The following is a 23446-nucleotide window of genomic DNA, read 5'->3' on the forward strand; positions in this document are numbered from 1 at the left end:
TGCGTACGACAGCCACCGCCGCCACGCCGGAACCCGTTGACAAACCCGGCAGCGATCACCAGAATTGCCGGCTCGCATCGCCCAGGTGGCGGAATTGGTAGACGCACTAGTTTCAGGTACTAGCGGGTAAAACCGTGGAGGTTCGAGTCCTCTCCTGGGCACCACGATGCGAAACGACGAAACCCGCGCAGGCGGGTTTTTTTGTGCCCGCCATCCGCGCCGCCCTTCCCGCCGGGCCATCGACGGTGCTGCCGGAAACCGCCACCGCGGGTTCTCCCGTGGCATGCGTGGCGCGCATGCCCGTGACCGCGCACGCCGGCATGCGTCGCGCACCGGCGGGCGCGCGCCTTACCGCCGCAGGCGGGCGCCTGCCCGGCCGCCAGCGCATGCATTGAGTGGTTGACGCCGGTACGGACACCCTGCATAATTCCGCTCCTGAGTCGCCCAGGTGGCGGAATTGGTAGACGCACTAGTTTCAGGTACTAGCGGGTAAAACCGTGGAGGTTCGAGTCCTCTCCTGGGCACCATGACTCAACAGATCAAACCCGCGCAAGCGGGTTTTTTCGTATCTGCGATCATGCGTCGGGCGCACGCCGGCAGACGGCGGCCCTGGTTTGTTTCCCATGCGCGTCGTCCGGAACCGGCTGCCATCTTCCGGCGGCGATCGACGCACGGCAGCGGAACCCTGCACCCGCTGCGGCGTACACGCCCTGTATTGCACGCCTCCTTACCTTCCCTGCCGCGCACGCACGAATGCCTGCACGAAGCGTTGACACCGCGTCCGGCCATCGGCACAATTGCCGCCCTGAGTCGCCCAGGTGGCGGAATTGGTAGACGCACTAGTTTCAGGTACTAGCGGGTAAAACCGTGGAGGTTCGAGTCCTCTCCTGGGCACCACGACTCAACAGATCAAACCCGCGAAAGCGGGTTTTTTCGTATCTGCGGCCCGCTGCGACTCCGCCGGGGTTGCGCCCAGTCCACCGCCCCCGCCGGATACGACGATCCCCGCCTTGCGGGCGGGGATCGCGGTGACTCAATGACCGCCGGCACTGGCCGCGCCGGCACCGGCGCCGAACGGCGGTTTGGCCAGCCACAGGAAGGCGATGATCGCCAGGAACGTCCAGCCCAGCAGATAGAAGATGTCGTTGAAGCCCATCTGCGAGGCCTGGTGGTCGATCATGCTGTTCAACAGCGCGGCGCCGTGCTGCAGGTCACCGTGCCCCATCGCCAGCACCTGCTCCTGCATGCCGGGCGTATACACCGATACATGTTCGGTCAGGTGCGCATGGTGCTGCTGGGTGCGGTGCGCCCACAGCCAGGTGGTCAGCGACGCGGCGAAGCTGCCGCCCAGCGTGCGCAGGAAAGTGGCCAGGCCGGAGCCGGCGGCGATCTCGCGCCCGTCCAGGTCCGACAGCAGGATCTGCAGCACCGGCATGAAGAACAGGGCCACGCCCACGCCCATGATCAGCTGCACCCCGGCCACGTGCTGGAAGTCCACCTGCAGGTTGAAGCCCGAGCGCATGAAGCTGGTCAACGACAGGAACACGAAGGCGATGGAGGCGAGCATGCGCATGTCATAGCGCGACGCGTACTTGCCCACCAGCGGCGCCAGGATCACCGGCAGCACGCCGATCGGCGCCGTCGCCAGGCCCGCCCAGATCGCGGTGTAGCCCATGTCGCGCTGCAGCCACAGCGGCATCATCAGCGCCACGCTGAAGAACGCTGCGTACGCCACCACCATCGCCAGGGTGCCGGCGCGGAAGTTGCGGTGGCGGAACAGGCGCAGGTCGACGATGGGGTCCTTGTCGGTCAGTTCCCAGATCAGGAACATCGCCAGCGACACCACTGCCACGCATGACAGCACCACGATCTTGGTCGAGGCGAACCAGTCCTCGTCGTTGCCCAGGTCGAGCACCAGCTGCAGCGCACCGACGCCGATCACCAGGGTGACCAGGCCGACGTAGTCCATCTTCGGCCTGTCGATGTGCTCGGGCCGGCCCTTGAGCTGCGCGCCGACCACCAGCGCGGCGAAGATGCCCAGCGGCACGTTGATCAGGAAGATCCACTCCCAGCTGTAGTTGTCGGTGATCCAGCCACCGAGGATCGGCCCGCAGATCGGTGCGACCACCGTGATCATGGCCAGCAGCGCCAGCGCCTGGCCGCGTTTCTCGCGCGGGTAGATCGACACCAGCAGCGACTGCGTGATCGGGTACATCGGCCCGGCGACGAAGCCCTGCAGCGCACGCGACAGCACCAGCATGCCCATGCTCTGCGCCAGGCCGCACAGCAGCGAGGTGATGACGAACGCCAGCGTCGCCCACACGAACAGCCTGCGTTCGCCGAAACGGCGGCTGAGCCAGCCGGTCAGCGGCAGCGCGATGGCGGTGCTGACCGCGAACGAGGTGATCACCCAGGTCGCCTGCTGCGAACTGGCGCCGAGGTTGCCGGCGATGGTCGGCAACGAGACGTTGGCGATGGTGGTGTCGAGCACCTGCATGAACGAGGCCATCGCCAGGCCCACGGTACACAGCGCCACGCTGGGCGGCGCGAAACCGGCGGCCGGCTGCGGCATGGCCGGAGCTTGAGCGGACATGCGCGGCGACCTCAGCCGGCCTGGCGCGGCAGGTTGTCGTGGATGATCCGCGCGATCGCCGCGTCGGCGTCATGCAGCTGCCTGGCGTAGACGTCCGTATCGAACACGGTGCCCTCGGCCGGCTTGGCCGGCAGCACGCCGCCCTTCTGGTCGCGCAGGCTCACTTCGGCCTTCATCGACAGGCCGATGCGCAGCGGATGCTGCGCCAGCTGGCTGGCGTCGATGGCGATGCGCACCGGCACGCGCTGCACGATCTTGATCCAGTTGCCGCTGGCGTTCTGCGCCGGCAACAGCGAGAACGCCGAGCCGGTGCCCAACCCGAGGCTGGTGATGCGGCCCTTGTACTTCACATCGCCGCCGTACAGGTCCGAGCGCAGTTCCACTTCCTGGCCCAGGCGCATGTGCCGCAGCTGGGTTTCCTTGAAATTGGCGTCCACCCACATCTGCTCGGCGGGCACCACCGCCATCAGTGCCGTGCCCGGCTGCACGCGCTGGCCGACCTGCACCGAGCGCCGCGCGACATACCCGGCGACCGGCGCGACGATGCCCGCACGGGCGTTGTTGAGCCACGCCTGGCGCAGCTGCGCGGCGGCGGCCTTCACGTCCGGCTGGGTCGCGACCACGGTGTCGTCGACCAGCGCGCGGCTGCGTTCCACGGTCTCGCGCGAACCGGCCACCGCGGCCTCGGCCGCGGCCAGCTCGTCGCGGGCATGGGCCAGTTCCTCGTTGGAGATCGCGCCGCTGGCGGCCAGGTCGCGGCGCCGGGCGAAGTCCTCGCGCACGCGCCGCAGGGTGACCTTGCGGGCGTTGAGGTCGGCCTGCGCGCCTTCCACGCTACGGTACAGGCCGCGCACCTGGCGCACGGTGCGCGCCAGGTTGGCTTCGGCCTGCTGCAGCGCCACCTCGGTGTCGGCCGGGTCCAGCTGCACCAGCAGCTGGCCGCGCTCCACGCGCATGCCGTCGTCGGCGGCGATGGCGACCACGGTACCGGCCACCTGCGGGTGATCTGCACCTGGTTGCCCTGCACGTAGGCGTCGTCGGTTTCCTCGAACCAGCGACCGAAGGCGAAATACCACAGCGCGAACGCCGCCAGCAGCAGGACGACGAGGACAAGCAGGCCGCGCAGCAGCCGGCCACGGCGGCTGCCAACGACGGGAGCTTCAGGAGTGTGGGTCTGGCTCATGGGGTGTTTCTCAGGAATGCGGGGACACGGGGGAAGAGGAGGACAGCGGGGCGGCGACGCCGTCGGCCGACGGCGCATAGCCGCCGCCCAGCGCCTGGCTCAAGCGCGCGGCGGCGAGCAGCTGCTGCGAATGCAGCGCGGTCAGCGCCTGCTGCGCACCGAGCAGCTGCGACTGCGCGGATAGCACGTCCAGGTAGTTGCCGATGCCCGCGCGGTAGCGTTGGCCGGCCAGCTCGAACGCCGAGCCGGCGGTGGCGACCGCCTGCTGCTGCGACTGCACCTGCTGCTCGAGCGAGCGCACCGCGTTGACCTGGTCGGCCACCTCGCGCAGCGCATCGACCACGGCCTGGTTGTAGCCGGCCACGGCCAGGTCGTAGCTGGCGTCGGCACCGGCAAGGCCCGCGCGCAGGCGGCCACCTTCGAAGATCGGCAGACTCAGCGCCGGACCAAGGTAGGCGAAAGTGGAACCACTCCTGAGCAGGTCGCCGACGTTGGGCGCGACCACCCCGGCCAGCGCGGTCAGGTTGAAGCTGGGGTAGAACCGGGCCTTGGCGACCTTGATCTGCCTGGCGGCCGCTTCCACCCGCCAGCGCGCGGCGACGATGTCCGGGCGGCGCCCGAGCAGCTCGCTGGGCAGCACGCCCGGCAGCTGCAGCGCGGTGACGTCCAGCGCCTGCGGACGGGCGATGACCAGGCCGCGGTCCGGGCCCTGGCCGAGCAACGCGGCCAGCGCGGTGCGCGCGGCGTCGATCTGCTGCTGCGCGGCCTGCAGCTGCTGCTGCGCGGCGGGAACCCGGGCTTCGGCCTGGCGCACCTGCAGGTCGCTGTCGATGCCGGCGGCGCGGCGCTGGCGCACCAGCTGCAGGGTCTTGCGCGCACGCTCCAGCTCCTGCTCGGCGATGTCGTGGGCACGCCAGGCACGATCCAGTTCGACATAGGCCTGGACCATGCCCGAGGCCAGCTTCAGGCGCGCGGCCTGGGCATCGACGGCGGCGGCATGCGCCGTGTCCACCGCCGCTTCCCAGCTGGCGCGCTTGCCGCCCCACAGGTCGAAGCCGTAGCTGAAATCGAATGCGACCTGGCCACTGCCCATGTAGCGGCCACCGAGTTCCTCGCCGACCATCGATTCGGGCAGGCGCACGCCGGTGTAGCCGCCGGAGACGGACAGGCTCGGCAGGCGCTCGGCGCGGGCGATGCCGGCCTGCGCCTGGGCCTGGCGCAGGCGTGCGTCGGCCGCGTCCAGGCTGGGATGGCCGGCCAGCGCCTCGGCCACCAGCGCGTCGAGCTGCGGGTCGCCGAAGGCACGCCACCAGTCACTGGCCGGGAACGCGGCCACCGACAGGTCGCTGGTGGCCAGGGTGCGTTCGCTGTGCAGGCTGCCGGTGTCGAGCAGCCGCCCCTGCGGCTGCAGTCCGCCGCTGCTGGCGCAGGCGGCGAGCGCCAGCACCAGCGTCGCCGGCAACAGTGGCCGCGCGCGCTGGCGCAGGGAGTGGGAGACGGGGAAAGGGATCATGGGGGCGTCAGGGAGTCGCGGATGCGGGTGAGAAGGGACATCAGCTGCGCGCGTTCGTCGGGGCTCAGGTCACGCATGGCGTAATCCATCACCGCGTCGCCGCGCTTCTTGAGCCGCGCGCACAGCTCGCGGCCCTGTTCGGTCAGCACGATCTGCAGCGCCCGCCGGTCCTGCGCATGCGCCTCGCGGCGCACGCAGCCCAGCGATTCGAGCTTGTCCAGCAGGCGGGTGACCGCGCTGGGCACCTGGTCCAGCGCCTGCGCCAGTTCGTTGGCGGTGCACGGGGCCATGTGCGCCAGCGTCTTCAGGCCCACGAAATGGGTGAAGCCGATGCCGATGTTTTCTTCGGCCATCGACGCGTCGAGCTGCCGGGCCAGGCCGTCGCGGGTCTGGCGCAGCAGCAGGCCGAAGCTGGGGGGGTTGGTGGTCGCGCAGATCATGGGCGCGGATTTTATTGCATCCGGAATAATTCTCAATGGAAATATTCCACCCGGCATGAAATGCGCCGTTGCAGCATTGGATCAATCGCGCGGCCGGCCGGGCCCGGGCCCGGGCCTGCGGCTTGGCATCCCCGACCGCATCCGGATAATCACCGGCTCGCGGGGGCGACGGCCGTCGCCGCCCCCCAGCACCAGGTAACAGCCCCGCATGACCGAACTCGTACGCCCCGCCTTCCACGGCTTCGAGCAGCAGCCGCTGCGCGAGTACGCCGAGCGCGCCTATCTCGACTATTCCATGTACGTGGTACTGGACCGCGCCCTGCCCTTCCTCGGCGACGGGCTCAAGCCGGTGCAGCGCCGCATCATCTATTCGATGAGCGAGCTGGGCCTGAACGCCGCGTCCAAGCCGAAGAAGTCCGCGCGCACCGTCGGCGACGTCATCGGCAAGTACCACCCGCATGGCGACAGCGCCTGCTACGAGGCGCTGGTGCTGATGGCCCAGCCGTTCTCCTACCGCTACCCGCTGATCGACGGCCAGGGCAACTTCGGCTCCAGCGACGACCCCAAGTCGTTCGCGGCCATGCGCTATACCGAATCCAAGCTGACCCCGATCGCCGAGGTGCTGCTGGGCGAGCTGGGCCAGGGCACCACCGACTGGTCGCCCAACTTCGACGGCACGCTGGAGGAACCGAGCTGGCTGCCGGCACGGCTGCCGCACCTGCTGCTCAACGGCACCACCGGCATCGCCGTGGGCATGGCCACCGACGTCCCGCCGCACAACCTCAACGAGATCGTCAGCGCGCTGGTGCGGCTGATCGACGACCCGGACGCGACCGTCGCCGACCTGTGCGAGCACGTGAAGGGCCCGGACTACCCGACCACCGCCGAGATCATCACCCCGGCCAGCGACCTGCGGCAGCTGTACGAGACCGGCAACGGCAGCGTGCGCGCCCGCGCCACCTTCCTCAAGGAAGGCAGCAACATCGTCATCACCGCGCTGCCGCACCAGGTGTCGCCGTCCAAGGTAATCGAACAGATCGCCCAGCAGATGCGGGCCAAGAAGCTGCCCTGGCTGGAGGACATCCGCGACGAATCCGACCACGCCAACCCGGTGCGCGTGGTGCTGATCCCGCGCTCCAGCCGCGTCGACGCCGAACAGCTGATGGGCCACCTGTTCGCCACCACCGACCTGGAGAAGAGCTACCGGGTCAACCTCAACGTCATCGGCCTGGACGGCCGCCCGCAGGTCAAGAACCTGCGGCAGCTGCTGGGCGAGTGGCTGCGCTTCCGCCAGGACACCGTCACCCGCCGCCTCAACCACCGGCTGCAGAAGGTCGAGCGCCGCCTGCACCTGCTGGAAGGCCTGCTGGTGGCCTTCCTCAACCTGGACGAGGTGATCCGCATCATCCGCACCGAGGACGAACCCAAGCCGGCGCTGATCGCCCGCTTCGGCCTGTCCGAGGACCAGGCCGAGTACATCCTCGAAACCAAGCTCAAGCAGCTGGCCCGCCTGGAGGAAATGAAGATCCGCGGCGAGCAGGACGAGCTGGCCGCCGAGCGCGAGAAGATCCTGTCCATCCTCGGCAGCGCCGCGAAGCTGAAAAAACTGGTCAAGGACGAACTGCTGGCCGACGCCAAGAAGTTCGGCGATGAGCGCCGTTCGCCGCTGGTGCAGCGCGACGCTGCCCAGGCCATCGACGAGACCGAGCTGGTCGCCAGCGAGCCGGTCACCGTGGTGCTGTCGGAGAAGGGCTGGGTGCGCGCGGCCAAGGGCCACGACGTGGATGCCGCCGGCCTGTCCTACCGCGAGGGCGACAGCCTGCTGGCGGCGGTGCGCGGGCGCAGCACGCAGCAGGTGGCGTTCCTCGACAGCGAGGGCCGCGCCTACTCCACGCCGGCGCACACCCTGCCCTCGGCGCGCGGCAACGGCGAGCCGTTGACCGGCCGCTTCTCGCCGGCCGCCGGCAGCAGCTTCGTGACCCTGGCCAGCGGCGACAACGACACCCGCTTCGTGCTCGCCTCCTCGCACGGCTACGGCTTCGTCACCCGCTTCGAGAACCTCACCGGCCGCAACAAGGCCGGCAAGGCCATGCTCAACCTGTCCCCCGGCGCGGCGGTGCTGCAGCCGATGGTGGTGGCCAACCCGCAGGCCGACCGCATCGTCGCGGTCACCAGCGCCGGCAACATGCTCGCCATCCCGGCCAGCGACCTGCCCGAGCTGGACAAGGGCAAGGGCAACAAGATCATCGAGATCCCCAAGGCCAAGCTCGCCACCGAGCGCGTGGTCGCGGTGGTCGCGGTATCGCCCGGCGCCACCCTGCAGGTGCGCAGCGGCCAGCGCACCATGAACCTGTCGTTCAAGGAGCTGGATGCGTACGTGGGCGCGCGGGCCAGCCGCGGGCACCTGCTGCCGAGGGGGTGGCAGAAAGTGGAAGGCCTCGATGTCCAGTAGCCCGTTTCACTGACGCGCGGCGGCGCGGCCGGTATTGCAGTCGCCACGCGCAGGCGTGGCGCGGCAGAAGGTGGAAGGCCTCGACGTCCAATAACCCGTTTCACTGGCGCGCGGCGGCGCGGCCGGCATCGCCGTTGCCATGCGCATGCATGGCGCGGCGCGCAGTGTGAACGATCCATGCTGTGTTCCGGCCGTGGCGACGGCCGGAAACCCGCCTTACAAGGAAGCAACATGACATCCCAGCAAGACGCTTCACCGCAGAGCATCTGTCCCGAGTGCCGCGGCGACAACCTGTATACCCACGGCGGCATCAGCGCCCGCGGCGGCTACGGCCCGGACCTGCTGCCCGGCGCCAGCGGCGTGTTCGCCAGCGCCAAGATGCGCAGTGTCGTGTGCCGCGATTGCGGCCTGGTCCGCTTCTATGCAGGCAACGACGCGCTGGCGCGGATCACGCCGGAGAACGGCTGGCGGAAAGTCCGCTGAGGGGAACGCCATGCAACCCGAATTCTGGCTGCAGCGCTGGCAACAGGGACAGATCGGCTTCCACCGCGGCGAGGTGATGCCGCTGCTGGAAAGACATTGGCCTGCGCTGCAGGTCGCGCCGGGCGGCCGCGTGCTGGTGCCCTTGTGCGGCAAGAGCCTGGACATGCACTGGCTGGCCGCGCAGGGCCACCGCGTGCTCGGCGTGGAGATCTCGCCGCTGGCGGTGACGCAGTTCTTCGCCGAGGCCGGGCTGCGGCCCGAACGCCGCAGCAGCGCGCTGGGCGAGCATTTCAGCGCCGGCCCGATCGAGATCATCCTGGGCGACGCCTTCACCCTCGATGACGCGACCCTGGCCGGTATCGCCGGGCTTTACGACCGCGCTGCGCTGATCGCGCTGCCGCCGGAACTGCGCCAGCGCTACCGCGACACCGTCTACGCACGGCTGCCGGCCGGCTGCCGCGCGCTGCTGATCACGCTCGAATACCCGCAGGCGGAAAAGGCCGGGCCGCCATTCGCGGTGGGCCAGACGGAAGTGGAATCGTTCGCGCCGGCGTGGCGGGTGGAACTGGCCGAGCGCCGCGACATCCTCGCGCAGGAGCCCGGCTTCCGCGCCGAAGGCGTCAGCGCGCTGTCCACCGCGGTCTACCGCATGCGGCGCGCCGGCGACTGACAGGCACGCTCCCTGCATCAACGAAAAGGCCGGGAATTCCCGGCCTTCGTCGCTCATGGGCGTGGGTTGGCCACGCTCAATGCGCCGGCGACCCCTTCGCATCCATCTTGCTGGCCTGGTACAGCTCCAGGCCGATGCGCTTGATCAGGCCCAGCTGCTGCTCCAGCCACCAGGCATGGTCTTCCTCGGTGTCGCGCAGCTGCGCGATCAGGATGTCGCGGCTGACGTAGTCACCGTGCGACTCGCACAGCTTCACCGCCGCGGCCAGGTTGGCGCGCACCTGATATTCAGTCTGCAGGTCCTTCTCCAGCATCTCGACCACGCTCTTGCCGGGGGCGAAGACGTGCGGGCGCATGTCCGGGTCGCCGCCCAGGAACAGGATCCGCCGCAGCAGCGCGTCGGCATGCCCGGTCTCCTCCTCCATCTCGTGGCCGATGCGCTCGTACAGCGCGTGCAGGCCCTGGTCTTCGTAGCGGCGCGAATGGATGAAGTACTGGTCGCGCGCGGCCAGTTCGCCGCGCAGCAGCTCCTTCAGGCAATCGATGACTTCCGGGTGTCCCTGCATGGGGGTGCTCCTGATATGCGTAGGGGCACAGGATGCCCGATCCGGCACGGCGATGATCTAATCGGAATCAGTTTCAGTTGCGCCCTGCGTACGGCACCGCCCTCGCCTACAATCGCGCTTCCTGGGGCCGGGGAGAGGCGCATGAGGCGCTGGCTGCTGCGTTCGCTGTGGGTCGTGCTGGGGCTTTCGATCCTTGTGTCGGGGGGCTCTGGCTGCTGCTGCGCGGCAGCCTGCCGGAACTGGACGGCGAGCTCGCCCTGCCCGGGCTGTCGGCCCCGGTCCAGGTGCAGCGCGACGGCAACGGCATGGTCACGGTGGATGCCGCCGACGAGCGCGACATGGCCCGCGCGCTGGGCTACGTGCACGCCCAGGAACGCTACTTCGAAATGGACCTGATGCGGCGCTCGGCGGCCGGCGAGCTGGCCGAACTGTTCGGCGCCAAGGCCCTGCCGCTGGACCAGCGCATGCGTGTGCACCGCCTGCGCACGCGCGCGCACGACACCCTGGACGTTGCCCTGGGCGAGCGCCGCGCGGTGCTCGAGGCCTACCGCGACGGCGTCAACGCCGGGCTGGCGGCACTGCCGGTACGGCCCTGGCCCTACCTGCTGCTGCGCCAGCAGCCGCGCCCCTGGCGCCTGGAGGATTCGGTGCTGGCCGGGCTGGCGATGTACGCCGACCTGCAGGACCCGGGCAACAGCCGCGAGCTGGCCCTGGCCCGCATCCGCGAGGTGGTGCCACCCGCGCTCTATGCCCTGCTCGCGCACGACGGCAGCAGCTGGGATGCGCCACTGTTCGGCGCCGCGCGCGGCGATGCACCGCTGCCCGATGCGGCGACGCTGGACCTGCGCCAGCTGGCCGGCAGTGGCGGCGGCGAGGCCACGGCCGCGCGTCCTGCCCCCGCGCCGCGGCGGGACAGCGGGATCGGCTGGCCACCGGTGGCGGCCGACAGCGCGCCGGGCAGCAACAACTTCGCCGTCGCCGGCGCGCTCACCCGCGATGGCCGCGCGATCCTGGCCGACGACATGCACCTGGCCCTGCGCGCGCCCAACCTTTGGTTCCGCGTGCGCCTGCGCCATCCCGATGCGGCCGCGCCGGGCGGCAAGGTCGACGTGGCCGGGTTCAGCCTGCCGGGGCTGCCGGTGGTGATCGTCGGCAGCAATACCCATGTGGCCTGGGGCTTCACCAACAGCTACATCGACACCGCCGATTTCGCGCGCCTGCCGGCCACCGCACCGTTGCGCGAATACCACGAAACCATCGCCGTGGCCGGCGCGCCCGCCGACACCCTGGTCGTACGCGAAAGCGACTGGGGCCCGGTGCTGCACGACAACGCCGACGGCAGCCTGCTGGCGCTGCGCTGGACCGCACAGCTGCCGGGCGCGGTGCGCCTGGATTTCGCCGACATGGCCCGCGCCGGCGACCTGGACGCCGCGCTGGCGGTGGCCGACCGCGCCGGCATCCCCGCGCAGAACCTGCTGCTGGCCGACCGCCACGGCCGCATTGCCTGGCGCCTGGCCGGCGCACGCCCGGACCGCAGCGGGACGTGCACCGCCGGCGGCATCGCCAACACATCCGATGCGCCGTTGCCGCCGGGCACGTCGCCCTTCAACGAACCCTGCCATCCGTGGCCACTGCGCACGGATCAGGCGCCGTCGCTGGTCGATCCCGCCGACCACCGCCTGTGGACCGCCAATGGCCGCGTGCTCGATGGTGCCATGCTGGCCGAGGCCGGCGATGGCGGCTACGACCTCGGCGCGCGGGCACGCCAGGTCCGCGACGGCCTGTTCGCGCGCGGACAGTTCGACGAGCGCGACCTGCTCGCCATCCAGCTTGACGATCGTGCCGTGCTGATGGAGCGCTGGTGGAAGCTGCTGCGCGCCACCGTGGAGCACAGTGACGACCCGGCGCTGCGGCGGCTGGAAGCGGCCAGCCGCCACTGGGACGGCCGCGCCGCGGTCGACTCGGCGAGCTACCGCATCGCCCGCGGCTTCCGCGGCATCGTCCTGGATACGCTGGAGGACGGCCTGCTGGCGCCCGCGCGGCAGCGGCTCGGGGAGGACTTCGTGGCGCCGCGCCTGCCGCAGCTGGAGGGCGTGGCCTGGCCGCTGCTGGAACAGCGCCCGCCGCACCTGCTGCCACCGCCGTTCAAGCGCTGGGACGAACTGCTGGCGCACAGCGCGCGGCAACTGGAAGCGGACCTGGCCGCGCAGGGCCACGACCTGGCCGCGCGTACCTGGGGCGAGCGCAACACCGCGGCGATCTGCCACCCCGTGTCGCGTGCGCTGCCTGCGCTGTTCAGGCGCTGGCTGTGCATGCCGGCACAGGCGCTGCCCGGCGACGGCAACATGCCGCGCGTGCAGACGCCCGACTTCGGCGCGTCCGAGCGCATGGTGGTCTCGCCCGGCCATGAAGCCGACGGCATCGTGCACATGCCCGGCGGCCAGAGCGGGCATCCGCTGTCGCCGTTCTGGGGCGCCGGCCACGACGACTGGGTACACGGCCGGCCGACGCCGTTCCTGCCGGGCGCCACCACCCACACCCTGGTGCTGCGCCCGCGCTGAAACGGCGGGCGCAGCACGGATCAGCCAACGCGCGGCGCTATTTCAGGCGCACCGTCCATTCGACCTCGAGCATGTCCTCCGCGTTGAACAGGCGGCTGACCTGAACCCAGCTCGCGGCAGGGTACCTGCCGTCGGCGAAGAACGCCTTGCGCGCCGGAATGGCCTTGACCAGTGCATCCATGTCGGTGGTGTACGCGGTTTCCTTCACCACCTGGCTGCTGTCGGCGCCGAAGCGCTGCAGGATCTTCGTCAATTCGCCATAGCACGCCCGTACCGCGGCCTGCATGTCCTGGCCGCGGCAGGGCACGCCGGACACATACAGGGTGTCGCCATCGCGCACCACGCCGCTGTAGCCGATATCCGCTTCCCAACTGCCCAGCGCGTGGCGCTCCAGCGGCACCTCCGCGGCAGCGGCAGCGGCAGGCACAGCGCACAGCAGACCGGACACCAGCAACGAATACGCACGCATCGAAGAACCCCCTTGAGCGCAACAGTGAGATGAGCGGCGACGGCGGCGCCCGGCAGGGACCGCCGCCGCCGCGATGGATACGGACGCGCCAGCCCCAGGGACAGACGCGCCGTGCGATGAGGAAAGACCGGCGGCGCAGCAGTGCGCCGCCGCCCTGCTCATCCCGCCAGCGCCTGCGCGTGCACGCCGGCCACCGCGCGACCGGACGGATCGGCCATCGCCGCGAAGCTGGCGTCCCAGGCGATCGCCGCCGGCGAGGAACAGGCGATGGACTTGCCGCCCGGCACCGTCTCCGCCGCCGCCGGGCTGGGATAGAACTGCTCGAACAGGCTGCGGTAGTAGTACGCCTCCTTGGTCTGCGGCGGGTTGTACGGGAAGCGCTTGTCGGCGGCGGCGAGTTCGCGGTCGCTGACCTGCGCCTCGGCATGCGCCTTGAGCCCGTCGATCCAGCCGTAGCCGACGCCGTCGCTGAACTGCTCCTTCTGCCGCCACAGGATTTCCCTGGGCAGGTAGCCCTCGAACGCCTCGCGCAGCACCGCCTTCTCGATGCGGCCGCTGGCCTTGTCCACCATCTTGTGGCGGGCGTCCATGCGCATCGCCACGTCGAGGAAGGCGCGGTCCAGGAACGGCACCCGCGGCTCCACGCCCCAGGCCATCATCGACTTGTTGGCACGCAGGCAATCGTAATTGTTGAGCGCGTCGAGCTTGCGCACCAGCTCCTCGTGGAACTCGCGCGCGTTCGGCGCCTTGTGGAAGTACAGGTAGCCGCCGAAGATCTCGTCGCTGCCCTCGCCGGACAGCACCATCTTCACCCCCATCGCCTTGATCCGCCGCGCCAGCAGGAACATCGGCGTGGAGGCGCGGATGGTGGTGACGTCGTAGGTCTCGATGTGGCGGATCACTTCCGGCAGCGCATCCAGGCCTTCCTCGAAGGTGTACTCGAAGCCGTGGTGCACGGTGCCGAGCATGTCGGCGGCGATCTTCGCCGCGGCCAGGTCGGGCGAGCCGGCCAGGCCGATGGCGAAGCTGTGCAGGCGCGGCCACCAGGCTTCGCTGCGGTCGCCGTCCTCGATGCGATGGCGGGCGTAGCGCGCGGCCACCGCCGCCACCAGCGACGAATCCAGCCCGCCGGACAGCAGCACGCCATAGGGCACGTCGGTCATCAGCTGGCGGTGCACGGCGGCCTCGAAGGCTTCGCGCAGCGCCTGCCGGGACACCTCCACGCCCTGCACCGCGTCGTAGTCGCGCCACGGCCGCGCGTAGTACTGCAGCAGCTCGCCGGTGGCGCTGTCGTACCAGTGGCCCGGCGGGAACTGCGCCACGTCGGCGCAGGTATCGGCCAGCGATTTCATCTCCGACGCCACGCACAGGCGGCCCTGCTTGTCATGCCCCCAGTACAGCGGCACCACGCCGATCGGGTCGCGGGCGATGATCGCGCGCCCGGCGACCTTGTCCCACAGGGCGAAGGCGAAGATGCCGTTGAGCCGGTTGAGGAACGACGCGGGGTCGTCCTCGCGGTACAGCGCATTGATCACCTCGCAGTCCGAGCCGGTCTGGAACGCATAGGGCTGTACCAGTTCCTGCTTCAGTTCGCGGTGGTTGTAGATCTCGCCGTTGACCGCCAGCGCCAGCGTGCCGTCCTCGGACAGCAACGGCTGTGAACCGCCGGCCGGGTCGACGATGGCCAGGCGTTCATGCACGAGGATGGCGCGCTCGTCCACGTACACGCCGCTCCAGTCGGGGCCGCGGTGGCGCTGGCGCTGCGATTGTTCGAGGGCCTGGCGGCGCAGCGCCTGCAGGTCGTCGCCCGCCTGCAGGCCGAAGATGCCGAAGATGGAACACATGGGGACTGCTCCTGGTTGTGGGGGCTTTTCGTTGAATCCCGGTCATGGCTGGCCGGGCGCTTGTGGAGGGACCCACGCACGCAACAAAAAACCCGCATCGGCCGATGCGGGTTTTCTGGTCACTGGGCGTATGGTGCTTGTGGCTCAGTCGCAGACCCGCATCGGCCGCGCGCGATTGTTCGCAACCGCATTATTGCGGTTGTTCGACACGTTCACGTTGGTGCGGGCGTTGCGGTTCATGGGGCCGACGATAGCGTGGCCCTGCGACGGCGTGCAACTGTTTCGTGGGCAACCGATGTGCCCGTGCGTGCGCGCCTGCGATCCCACGGCCGCCGCGGCGGCCGCGGGCGGATCAGGCCAGCAGCCGCGCGATCAACTGCCGGTACAGGTCGGGCAGCGCCCGCAGGTCGTCCAGGCGCACGTGCTCGTCCACCTGGTGGATGCTGGCGTTGACCGGCCCCACCTCGATGCACTGCGCGCCCAGCGGCGCGATGAAGCGGGCATCGGAGGTGCCGCCACCGGTGCTCTCCTCGGGCGTGGCGCCGGCGAACCCGGCCAGTACCTCGCGCGCGACGCTGCGCAGGCGTCCTTCCGGGGTGTAGAAAGGCTCGCCGCTGCGGTGCCATCGCAGCGTGTAATCAAGGCCATGGCGGTCCAGCAGCGCGGCGATCTCCGCCTCCAGCCGCCCGGCATTCCAGTGCGGGTTGTAGCGCAGGTTGAACATCACCTGCAGGTCGCCGGGGATGACATTGCCGGCGCCGGTGCCGGCGTTGATGTTGGAAATCTGCAGGCAGGTCGGCGGGAAGCTCTCGTAGCCGTCGTCCCAGTGCCGCGCGACCAGTTCGGCCAGCGCGGGGGCGGCCAGGTGGATCGGGTTGCGCGCCTTGTCCGGATAGGCGACATGGCCCTGCACGCCCCTGACCTGCAGCGTCGCCGACAGGCTGCCGCGGCGGCCCACGCGCAGCAGGTCGCCCAGGGTCGCGGTGGACGACGGCTCGCCGGTGATGCACCAGTCGATGCGCTGCCCACGCTCGCCGAACAGGCGCGCGACGTGGCGCACGCCATCGATGGCATCGCCCTCCTCGTCGCTGGTCAGCAGTACCGCCAGCGTGCCCGGGTGATCGGGATGGGCGGCGACGAACTGTTCGGCGGCGACCACGAACGCGGCCACGCTGCCCTTCATGTCGGCCGCGCCGCGGCCGTAGAGCATGCCGTCGCGCACCTCCGGCTGGAAGGGATCGCTGGTCCAGGCCGCAACCGGGCCGCTGGGGACCACGTCGGTATGGCCGAGCAGTACCAGTACCGGCGCGCCGCTGCCGTGGGTGGCCCACAGGTTGTCGACCTCGCCCAGGCGCAGGTGCTCGCAGTGGAAGCCGGCGGCGCGGAGGCGGCCGCCGAGCAGTTGCTGGCAACCGGCGTCGTCCGGGGTCACCGACGGCCGGGCAATCAGTTCGCAGGTCAGTTCGACCACATCGTCCATCGGCGCCATTGCCTTACCCGATGCCGAAGCGCTGCTTGAAGCCGTTGTCGGAAAAACCCTGGCTCAGCGCGCCGTCGTCGGTGACCACCAGCGGGCGCCGGATCAGCTGCGGGTACTCGCGCAGCAGCAGCTTCCACTCGGCGTCCGAGCCCGGCGCCTTGCGCGCATCGGGCAACTGCCGCCAGGTGGTCGAGGACTTGTTGACCAGCGCGTCGAAACCACCGGCCTTGCCGGCCCATTCGACCAGGGTCTCGGGGCTGGGCTTGTGCTCGCGGTAGTCGATGAAAGCATGGGCGACGCCGAAACGGTCCAGCCACTTGCTGGCCTTCTTGCAGGTATCGCAGTTCTTGAGTCCGTAGAGAGTGGTCATTGCAGGATCCAGGGCTTGCCCTCTCCGGCCAGGGAGAGGAGGAACATCAGTCGGCCAGGCCGCGCAGCAGGTCGTTGACGCTGGTCTTGCTGCGGGTGCGGGCGTCGACCTGCTTGACGATCACCGCGCAGTACAGCGAATGGGTGCCGTCCTTGCTCGGCAGCGAGCCGGACACCACCACGCTGTAGGGCGGGATGTAGCCGTAGCTGATCTCGCCGGTGGCGCGGTTGTAGATGCGCGTGCTCTGGCTCAGGAACACGCCCATGCCGATCACGCTGTGGTGGCCGACCACCACGCCTTCGACCACTTCCGAGCGCGCGCCGATGAAGCAGTGGTCCTCGATGATGGTCGGGCTGGCCTGCAGCGGTTCCAGCACGCCGCCGATGCCGGCGCCGCCGGACAGGTGGCAGTGCTTGCCGACCTGCGCGCACGAGCCGACCGTGGCCCAGGTATCGACCATGGTGCCCTCGCCCACGTACGCGCCGATGTTGGTGAAGCTGGGCATCAGCACCACGTCGCGGCCGAAGTGCGCGCCGCGGCGGGCGATGGCGCCGGGCACCACGCGCACCCCGGCGGCGCGGAATTCTGCCTCGCCATACCCGCCGAAGCGCGATTCGACCTTGTCCCAGAACGGCGCCGGACGCCCGTCCATCACGCTCATGTCGTTGACGCGGAAGTACAGCAGCACCGCCTTCTTCAACCACTCGTTGACCTTCCAGCCGCCATTGCCATCTGGCTCGGCGACCCGGAACTCGCCCGACTCCAGGCCGTCGATGACGCGGTTGACCAGCGGCCGGGTGTAGCCCTCGATCTCGTCCATGGTCAGCATCGCGCGGCGTTCGAACGCGCTCTCGATGCCGAACTTCATTTCCGCCACGCCCGGCGCCGGCGGCTTGCGCAGGCTGCGCGGACCGATCGATTCGATCGCCTTCGGCCGGGCCGCGGGCGTCTTCCTGGGCGCCTTGGCCGGCTTCGCGGCCGGCGCCGCCGCAGCGGCGACCTTCTTCGGCGCGGCCTTCTTCGCGGCGGTCCTGGTCGTAGCGGTCCTGGTCGGGGCGGGCTTCTTGGCGGCGGGCTTCCGGGTGGCCATCAGCGGGGGTCTCCTGGCGTTCTGTCGGGCTCCAGGCAGGCCAGCAATGCGTCGCGCAGTGCCTGCCGGGAAGTTTCGGTAAGGGGGCGATCGTGGCGATCGGTCAGCTGGAACTGGTCCTCGGCGCGTTCGCCGAAGGTGGCGATGCGCGCATCCTGCACCCGCAGCTGCTGGTCGCGCAGCACGTGCGCGACGTCGGCCAGCAGGCCCGGGCGGTCCGGCGCCACCAGGTTCAACACCGTGCGCGCATGCTCGGCGTTCTCGATGAACTCGATGCGCGGCGCGAAGCGGAAATGCCGGAGCTGGCGCGGGATCACCCGCCGCGCCGGCCGCAGGCATTGGATGTCGCCGGCCAGCGCCTTGCGCAGCAGCAGCTCCAGGCGCGCGGTATCGCCGTCGGCGAAGCTGCCGGCCGGGGTCACCTCGAAGGTATCGAAGATGGTGTCCTCCGGCCCGTCGAGCACCCGCGCGCGGTGGATGCTGTAGCCGGCGCGGTCCAGGGTCATCACGATCGCGGCGAACAGGCCGTCGCGGTCGGGCGAATGCACGAACACTTCCAGCGCGTCGCTTTCCGGTGCGATCCGGCGCGCCTTGACCAGGGTGCCGCCGCGCGCCACTTCCATCAGCGATGTGGCCTGCCACACCAGCTGCTCGGGCCGGAAGCGCACGAAGCTCTCGTCGGGCATCGCGCTGAACTGGCGCTCGATCACCGCATCGGCATGGCCGAGCGCGCGCATCAGTTCGCGCACGCTGGCGCGCGCTTCCTGTACCCGTTCGGCCTCGGGCAGCGGCTGTTCCAGCCCCTCGCGCAGCGCGCGGCGCGCGGCGAAATACAGGTCGGCCAGCAGCCGGTCCTTCCAGGCGTTCCACAGCTTCGGGCTGGTGCCGGCGATGTCCGCGCAGGTCAGCAGGTACAGGTAATCGAGCCGTTCGCGGCTGCCGACCAGCCCGGCGAAGCGGTGGATCACCTCGGCGTCGGTGATGTCCTGCTTCTGCGCGGTGACCGACATGCGCAGGTGCTGTTCCACCAGCCACGCCACCAGTTCGGTGTCGGTGGCGCTGAGGCCATGCGCGGCGCAGAACGCGCGCGCGTCCACCGCGCCGAGTTCGGAATGGTCGCCGCCACGGCCCTTGGCGATGTCATGGAACAGACCGGCCAGCAGCAGCAGCTCGGGCTTGCGCAGCCGCGGCCAGACCTCGTGGGCGATGGAGAACCGCTCGTCGGCGCGGCCGGCGGCGAACACGCCGATGTTCCGCAGCACCATCAGCGTGTGCTGGTCCACGGTATAGACGTGGAACAGGTCGAACTGCATGCGCCCGGACACCTGCGCGAACGCCGGTATCCACTGCCCGAGCACGCCCAGCCGCGCCATGCGCGCCAGCGTGTCCACCGCGCGCGGCCCGCGCAGCAGGGCGATGAACTGCTCGCGCGCCGCCGCGTCCACTTCGGTATAGGCGGGAATCTCGTCCAGCATCTCGGCCAGGCCGCGCGCGGTCAGCGAATGCAGCCCGCGCACCTGCGGGGTGCGCGCCCAGCAGGCGAACAGGGCGAAGATGCGGGCGATGTCGCCATGCGGCCACAACGGGTCGTCGGCCGACAGGTAGCCGCGGCGCAGCGAAAAACCGTCGCCGACCGGCTCGGGCGATGCCTCGCCGTCGAACTGCTCCTCGAACCGCTGCAGCAGGCGGTCGCTGATCCGCCGTACCACCGCCGCGCTGCGGTAGAAGCCCTGCATCATCTTTTCCACGCCCAGGTTGCCGGCGTCATCGGCGAAGCCCATGCGCTCGGCCAGCGCCTTCTGGTGGTCGAAGCGCAGGCGCTCCTCGGCGCGCTGCGCGACCAGGTGCAGGCCGAAGCGCAGTCGCGCCAGCACCGCGCGCTCGCGCTTGAGCGCGGCGGCCTCGTCCAGGCCCAGGTGGCCCAGCCCGACCAGCGCGTCGATGTCGCTCACGCCGAACGCGCGCAGCGCCATCCAGCCCAGGGTATTGAGGTCGCGCAGGCCGCCGGGGCCATCCTTGATGTCCGGCTCCAGGTTGTCGGCGGTATCGCCGAACCGCTGGTGCCGCAGCAGCAGCTCCTCGCGCTTGGCCAGGAAGTAATCGCGCGCCGGCCAGATCAGGGTCGGCGATACCGCGCGCGCCAGCGCCTGCTGCGCGCCCGGCGCCACGCACAGCGGCCGCGCCTCGATCAGCGCGGTGAGCACGGTCTGGTCGGCCGCGGCCTGCGCGCACTGCGCGGCCGAGCGCACCGCGTGGCTGGCCGGCAGCCCGGCGTCCCACAGCAATGCGAACAGGCGCGCCAGCGCGGCCTCGCTGGCCTGCTGCACCTGGGGCTCGCCCAGCACCAGCAGGTCGATGTCCGAACGCGGGAACAGTTCGCCACGGCCGTAGCCGCCTACCGCGAACAGCGACAGTCCACCCTCGCCCGCCAGGCAACGCCGCCAGGCCTGCTGGATCAACTGGTCGACGCAGCGCGCACGCAGTGCCAGCAGCCGCTCGATGTTGTCACCCTGCTCGAAGCGCCGGCACAGCCGCGCGTCGGCCTGGGCCAGCGACTGCCGCGCCGCGGCAGCCCACTGCGCATCGCCCGCGGGGTCGGCCGGCGCGTCCGGTACGTGCTGGACCAGATCCGCCGGCAACAGGCTCATGCCGCCCCGGGTTGCGCGTGCCCGGCCTCGGCCGGCGACAGCGTCAGCACCTCGACGCCGTCCTCGGTCACGGCGACCATGTGTTCCCACTGCGCCGAGAGCTTGCGGTCCTTGGTGACCACGGTCCAGCCGTCGGGCAGCACCTTGGTGTAACGGGTGCCCTCGTTGATCATCGGCTCGATGGTGAAGGTCATGCCCGGCTTGAGCACCAGCCCCTGCCCGGGACGGCCGTAATGCAGCACCTGCGGCTCGTCGTGGTAGACCTTGCCGATGCCGTGGCCGCAGTACTCGCGGACCACGCTGAAGCGTTCGGACTCGGCGTATTCCTGGATCGCATGGCCGATGTCGCCGAGCGTGGCGCCCGGCCGGACCGCGCGGATGCCGCGCCACATCGCCTCCCGGGTCGTCTCCACCAGGCGCCGGGCCATCACCGAGGGCGTGCCGACGTAGTACATGCGGCTGGTGTCGCCGTGCCAGCCATCCTTGATGACGGTCACGTCGATGTTGACGATGTCCCCGTCCTTGAGCACCTTGGCCTCGCTGGGGATGCCATGGCAGATGACGTTGTTGACCGAGGTGCACAGGGTCTTGGGAAAGCCGCGGTAGCCGACGTTGGCCGGGATCGCGCCCTGCACGTTGACGATGTGGTCGTGGCAGATGCGGTCCAGCTCCTCGGTGGTGACACCGGGCTTGACGTGCGCGCCGATCATGTCCAGCACTTCGGCCGCCAGGCGGCCGGCGATGCGCATCTTGGCGATTTCTTCGGGGGTTTTCAGGTTCACGCTCATGGCCGCCATTATCACCCATCGGCGCCTGCCTGAACGAGTTTTCCGGCGCCACCGCCGCCCGCCCGGCCCGGCAATTTGCGTGGCGCCCCGCGCACCCTATAATCCGGCGGCTGCGTTGCCGGCCCCGCGCCTGCCCAGGCCGCCCACACCGGGCGTCACCGGTGAATCCACACCTGCTGCCCCCATCCGTGCCGGGGTGCTCCGCGAGGAGTTCGGCCACGGAGGCAACAGGGAAGCCCAACCCCGGAACCCGTCGCGCTTCCACGCGTCCCGCACACTTTGCCCGCGGGCGGAATCGCCGGTTCCCCGTCAGGAGTTCTGCAATGTCCCAGATCACCATGCGCCAGATGCTGGAAGCCGGCGTCCACTTCGGCCACCAGACCCGTTACTGGAACCCGAAGATGGCCCCGTACATCTTCGGCGCCCGCGGCAAGATCCACATCATCAACCTGGAAAAGACCGTTCCGCTGTTCAACGACGCGATGAACTTCATCTCGTCGGTTGCCCAGAAGCGCGGCACCATCCTGTTCCTGGGCACCAAGCGCAGCGCGCGCGATGCCATCAAGGAAGAAGCCGAGCGTTGCGGCATGCCGTTCATGAACCAGCGCTGGCTGGGCGGCACCCTGACCAACTTCCGCACCGTCAAGCAGTCGGTTGCGCGCCTGAAGGAACTGGAAGCCGGCGAAACCGACGGCACCTTCGACCGCCTGGTCAAGCACGAAGTGCTGGGCCTGCGCCGCGAGCGCGACAAGCTGGAAGCTTCGCTGGGCGGCATCAAGGACATGAACCGCCTGCCCGACGCGATCTTCGTGATCGACATCGGCCATGAGGACATCGCCATCAAGGAAGCCAAGAAGCTGGGCATCCCGGTGATCGCGGTGGTCGACACCAACTACAACCCGGAACTGGTGGACTACGCCATCCCGGGCAACGACGACGCCATCCGCGCCGTGCAGCTGTACGCCCGCGCCGCCGCCGACGCGGTGCTGGAAGGCAAGGCCGCCGCCCCGCACGCCGCCTCGGTGCGCGAGGAAGAGTTCGCCGACGCCGCTGCCGCCGAAGAAGCCAAGCCGGCCCGCCGCGCTCCGGCCAAGAAGGGCGCCAAGAAGGGCGACGAGGCTTCGGCCTGATGCACCCGGCGGGTGGCGCTTCCACCCGCCTTCCCTGCGGCAGCGCCACCGGCGCCGGCCACTGACAGGGCCACGTAACAACGGCCGGCGATCATCGCCGGCCTGCCCCTTTCTATCGTTGAGGTAATCCCATGGCTGAAATCACCGCCTCCCTGGTCAAGGAACTGCGCGAGCGCACCGGCGCCGGCATGATGGAATGCAAGAAGGCTCTGGCCGAAAACAACGGCGACATCGACGCCGCTGCCGAAGCCCTGCGCAAGTCCGGCGCCGCCAAGGCCGACAAGAAGGCCGACCGCGTCACCGCCGAAGGCCGCATCGGCGTCGCCGTCAACGGCGGCAAGGCCGTGCTGGTCGAAGTGAACTCGGAAACCGACTTCGTCGCCAATGACGTCAACTTCAAGGCTTTCGTCGACGCCGTCGCCGCTGCCGCGCTGGCTTCCGGCGCCGCCGACGTCGAGTCGCTGAAGTCGGCCAAGCTGGCTTCCGGCGAGACCGTCGAGGAATCCCGCACCGCCGCCATCCAGAAGCTGGGCGAGAACATCCAGATCCGCCGCCTGGCCAAGGTCGACGGCAACAACACCGTTGGTGCCTACGTGCACAGCAACGGCAAGATCGGCGTGCTGGTCGACCTGGCCGGCGGCAACGCCGAGCTGGCCAACGGCCTGGCCATGCACGTGGCCGCGATGAACCCGCCGCACAACAAGGCCGCCGACGTGCCGGCCGAGTTCGTTGCCAAGGAAAAGGAAATCGAGCTGGCCAAGATGAGCGAAAAGGACAAGGCCAAGCCGGCCGAAATCCTGGAGAAGATCATCAGCGGCAAGATCAACAAGATCATCAGCGAAGTCACCCTGTACGGCCAGAGCTACGTGCTGGACAGCGACAAGACCGTCGAGCAGGCCGTGAAGGCCGCCGGCGGCGACGTCGTCGGCTTCCAGCGCCTGGTGGTCGGCGAAGGCATCGAGAAGGTGGTCGAGGACTACGCCGCCGAAGTCGCCAAGGCGATGCAGGTCTGACCCGGCCCCGATCCGGAGCCCAGAAGAAGCCGCGGACTCCGCGGCTTCTTTTTTTTCCGCCATACGGTGGCCGGACCGGCTTTTGCTGTGGACTTCAAGTCCCTTTGCCCGATACTGTGACGCAAACCCGCCCGCCCCCGCCCTGCCTGTATCC

The 23446-nt window shown here is 69.8% G+C and carries 16 protein-coding genes, 3 tRNA genes and 2 pseudogenes; 9 read left to right on the forward strand and 12 right to left on the reverse strand.

Features of this window, described 5'->3' with window-relative positions:
- The first annotated feature begins 79 nt into the window (after nt 1-79).
- From B1L07_10560 to B1L07_10570, 3 genes are all read left to right on the forward strand, one after another.
- A tRNA-Leu gene (locus tag B1L07_10560) sits at nt 80-164 on the forward strand.
- Between the two features lie 278 nt (nt 165-442).
- Nucleotides 443-527, forward strand: a tRNA-Leu gene (locus B1L07_10565).
- A gap of 285 nt (nt 528-812) precedes the next feature.
- Nucleotides 813-897 (forward strand) — tRNA-Leu (locus tag B1L07_10570).
- Nucleotides 898-1033: 136 nt separating this feature from the next.
- Here B1L07_10570 and emrB read toward each other — a convergent pair.
- The 4 genes and pseudogenes from emrB to B1L07_10590 form a co-directional block, all read right to left on the reverse strand.
- Nucleotides 1034-2593, reverse strand: coding sequence for an MFS transporter (emrB, locus tag B1L07_10575; GenBank protein ID AUZ55454.1), 1560 nt, complete (start codon nt 2591-2593; stop codon nt 1034-1036).
- Between the two features lie 11 nt (nt 2594-2604).
- A pseudogene (locus B1L07_10580) lies at nt 2605-3776 on the reverse strand (multidrug transporter).
- Between the two features lie 10 nt (nt 3777-3786).
- Nucleotides 3787-5289, reverse strand: coding sequence for a multidrug RND transporter (locus B1L07_10585; protein AUZ55455.1), 1503 nt, complete (start codon nt 5287-5289; stop codon nt 3787-3789).
- Nucleotides 5286-5729, reverse strand: a complete 444-nt coding sequence (locus B1L07_10590; GenBank protein ID AUZ55456.1) for a MarR family transcriptional regulator — start codon at nt 5727-5729, stop codon at nt 5286-5288. Before B1L07_10590 ends, B1L07_10585 begins: the two co-directional genes overlap by 4 nt.
- Before the next feature lie 208 nt (nt 5730-5937).
- On the opposite strand from B1L07_10590, the gene B1L07_10595 reads away from it, so the two are divergent.
- From B1L07_10595 to B1L07_10605, 3 genes are all read left to right on the forward strand, one after another.
- Nucleotides 5938-8181 (forward strand): DNA topoisomerase IV subunit A, encoded by a 2244-nt coding sequence (locus tag B1L07_10595; protein ID AUZ55457.1) that lies wholly within the window; start codon nt 5938-5940, stop codon nt 8179-8181.
- Nucleotides 8182-8412: 231 nt separating this feature from the next.
- The gene (locus tag B1L07_10600) at nt 8413-8664 is read left to right on the forward strand and encodes a hypothetical protein (GenBank protein ID AUZ55458.1); all 252 of its coding nucleotides are present in this window, start codon (nt 8413-8415) and stop codon (nt 8662-8664) included.
- A 10-nt stretch (nt 8665-8674) separates the two neighbouring features.
- The gene (locus B1L07_10605) at nt 8675-9334 is read left to right on the forward strand and encodes a thiopurine S-methyltransferase (GenBank protein ID AUZ55459.1); all 660 of its coding nucleotides are present in this window, start codon (nt 8675-8677) and stop codon (nt 9332-9334) included.
- 76 nt (nt 9335-9410) lie between these two features.
- Here B1L07_10605 and B1L07_10610 read toward each other — a convergent pair whose 3' ends face one another.
- A complete protein-coding gene (locus B1L07_10610; protein AUZ55460.1) occupies nt 9411-9899 on the reverse strand; it encodes a bacterioferritin in 489 nt (162 codons plus the stop codon).
- A gap of 141 nt (nt 9900-10040) precedes the next feature.
- On the opposite strand from B1L07_10610, the pseudogene B1L07_10615 reads away from it, so the two are divergent.
- Nucleotides 10041-12460: pseudogene (locus B1L07_10615) on the forward strand (penicillin acylase).
- A 37-nt stretch (nt 12461-12497) separates the two neighbouring features.
- On the opposite strand, the gene B1L07_10620 reads toward B1L07_10615, so the two are convergent.
- The 7 genes from B1L07_10620 to B1L07_10650 form a co-directional block, all read right to left on the reverse strand.
- The gene (locus B1L07_10620; GenBank protein AUZ56552.1) at nt 12498-12860 is read right to left on the reverse strand and encodes a hypothetical protein; all 363 of its coding nucleotides are present in this window, start codon (nt 12858-12860) and stop codon (nt 12498-12500) included.
- A gap of 227 nt (nt 12861-13087) precedes the next feature.
- Complete coding sequence (asnB, locus tag B1L07_10625; GenBank protein AUZ55461.1) at nt 13088-14773, reverse strand: asparagine synthase B; 1686 nt, start codon at nt 14771-14773, stop codon at nt 13088-13090.
- A 352-nt stretch (nt 14774-15125) separates the two neighbouring features.
- Nucleotides 15126-16253, reverse strand: coding sequence for a succinyl-diaminopimelate desuccinylase (locus B1L07_10630; protein ID AUZ56553.1), 1128 nt, complete (start codon nt 16251-16253; stop codon nt 15126-15128).
- 13 nt (nt 16254-16266) lie between these two features.
- Complete coding sequence (locus B1L07_10635; protein ID AUZ55462.1) at nt 16267-16623, reverse strand: arsenate reductase; 357 nt, start codon at nt 16621-16623, stop codon at nt 16267-16269.
- Nucleotides 16624-16669: 46 nt separating this feature from the next.
- Nucleotides 16670-17713, reverse strand: coding sequence for a 2,3,4,5-tetrahydropyridine-2,6-dicarboxylate N-succinyltransferase (locus B1L07_10640; GenBank protein ID AUZ55463.1), 1044 nt, complete (start codon nt 17711-17713; stop codon nt 16670-16672).
- Nucleotides 17713-20361: a [protein-PII] uridylyltransferase gene (locus B1L07_10645; GenBank protein ID AUZ55464.1), complete on the reverse strand. Its 2649-nt coding sequence runs from the start codon at nt 20359-20361 to the stop codon at nt 17713-17715. The genes B1L07_10640 and B1L07_10645 overlap by 1 nt, the downstream gene beginning before the upstream one ends.
- On the reverse strand, nt 20358-21158 hold the full coding sequence (locus B1L07_10650; GenBank protein AUZ55465.1) for a type I methionyl aminopeptidase: 801 nt from the start codon (nt 21156-21158) through the stop codon (nt 20358-20360). The genes B1L07_10645 and B1L07_10650 overlap by 4 nt, the downstream gene beginning before the upstream one ends.
- Before the next feature lie 314 nt (nt 21159-21472).
- Between B1L07_10650 and B1L07_10655 the strand changes: the two genes are divergently transcribed.
- A complete protein-coding gene (locus B1L07_10655; protein ID AUZ55466.1) occupies nt 21473-22279 on the forward strand; it encodes a 30S ribosomal protein S2 in 807 nt (268 codons plus the stop codon).
- A gap of 131 nt (nt 22280-22410) precedes the next feature.
- Complete coding sequence (locus B1L07_10660) at nt 22411-23292, forward strand: translation elongation factor Ts (protein AUZ55467.1); 882 nt, start codon at nt 22411-22413, stop codon at nt 23290-23292.
- Nucleotides 23293-23446 lie beyond the last annotated feature (154 nt).

The sequence above is a fragment of the Stenotrophomonas acidaminiphila genome, from assembly GCA_002951995.1.
Classification (GTDB): domain Bacteria; phylum Pseudomonadota; class Gammaproteobacteria; order Xanthomonadales; family Xanthomonadaceae; genus Stenotrophomonas; species Stenotrophomonas acidaminiphila_A.

Coding starts and splice junctions, on each gene's coding strand:
- emrB (AUZ55454.1), bottom strand. CDS start 2,593: ATGTCCGCTCAAGCTCCGGCCATGCCGCAGCCGGCCGCCGGTTTCGCG.
- B1L07_10585 (AUZ55455.1), bottom strand. CDS start 5,289: ATGATCCCTTTCCCCGTCTCCCACTCCCTGCGCCAGCGCGCGCGGCCA.
- B1L07_10590 (AUZ55456.1), bottom strand. CDS start 5,729: ATGATCTGCGCGACCACCAACCCCCCCAGCTTCGGCCTGCTGCTGCGC.
- B1L07_10595 (AUZ55457.1), top strand. CDS start 5,938: ATGACCGAACTCGTACGCCCCGCCTTCCACGGCTTCGAGCAGCAGCCG.
- B1L07_10600 (AUZ55458.1), top strand. CDS start 8,413: ATGACATCCCAGCAAGACGCTTCACCGCAGAGCATCTGTCCCGAGTGC.
- B1L07_10605 (AUZ55459.1), top strand. CDS start 8,675: ATGCAACCCGAATTCTGGCTGCAGCGCTGGCAACAGGGACAGATCGGC.
- B1L07_10610 (AUZ55460.1), bottom strand. CDS start 9,899: ATGCAGGGACACCCGGAAGTCATCGATTGCCTGAAGGAGCTGCTGCGC.
- asnB (AUZ55461.1), bottom strand. CDS start 14,773: ATGTGTTCCATCTTCGGCATCTTCGGCCTGCAGGCGGGCGACGACCTG.
- B1L07_10630 (AUZ56553.1), bottom strand. CDS start 16,253: ATGGACGATGTGGTCGAACTGACCTGCGAACTGATTGCCCGGCCGTCG.
- B1L07_10635 (AUZ55462.1), bottom strand. CDS start 16,623: ATGACCACTCTCTACGGACTCAAGAACTGCGATACCTGCAAGAAGGCC.
- B1L07_10640 (AUZ55463.1), bottom strand. CDS start 17,713: ATGGCCACCCGGAAGCCCGCCGCCAAGAAGCCCGCCCCGACCAGGACC.
- B1L07_10645 (AUZ55464.1), bottom strand. CDS start 20,361: ATGAGCCTGTTGCCGGCGGATCTGGTCCAGCACGTACCGGACGCGCCG.
- B1L07_10650 (AUZ55465.1), bottom strand. CDS start 21,158: ATGGCGGCCATGAGCGTGAACCTGAAAACCCCCGAAGAAATCGCCAAG.
- B1L07_10655 (AUZ55466.1), top strand. CDS start 21,473: ATGTCCCAGATCACCATGCGCCAGATGCTGGAAGCCGGCGTCCACTTC.
- B1L07_10660 (AUZ55467.1), top strand. CDS start 22,411: ATGGCTGAAATCACCGCCTCCCTGGTCAAGGAACTGCGCGAGCGCACC.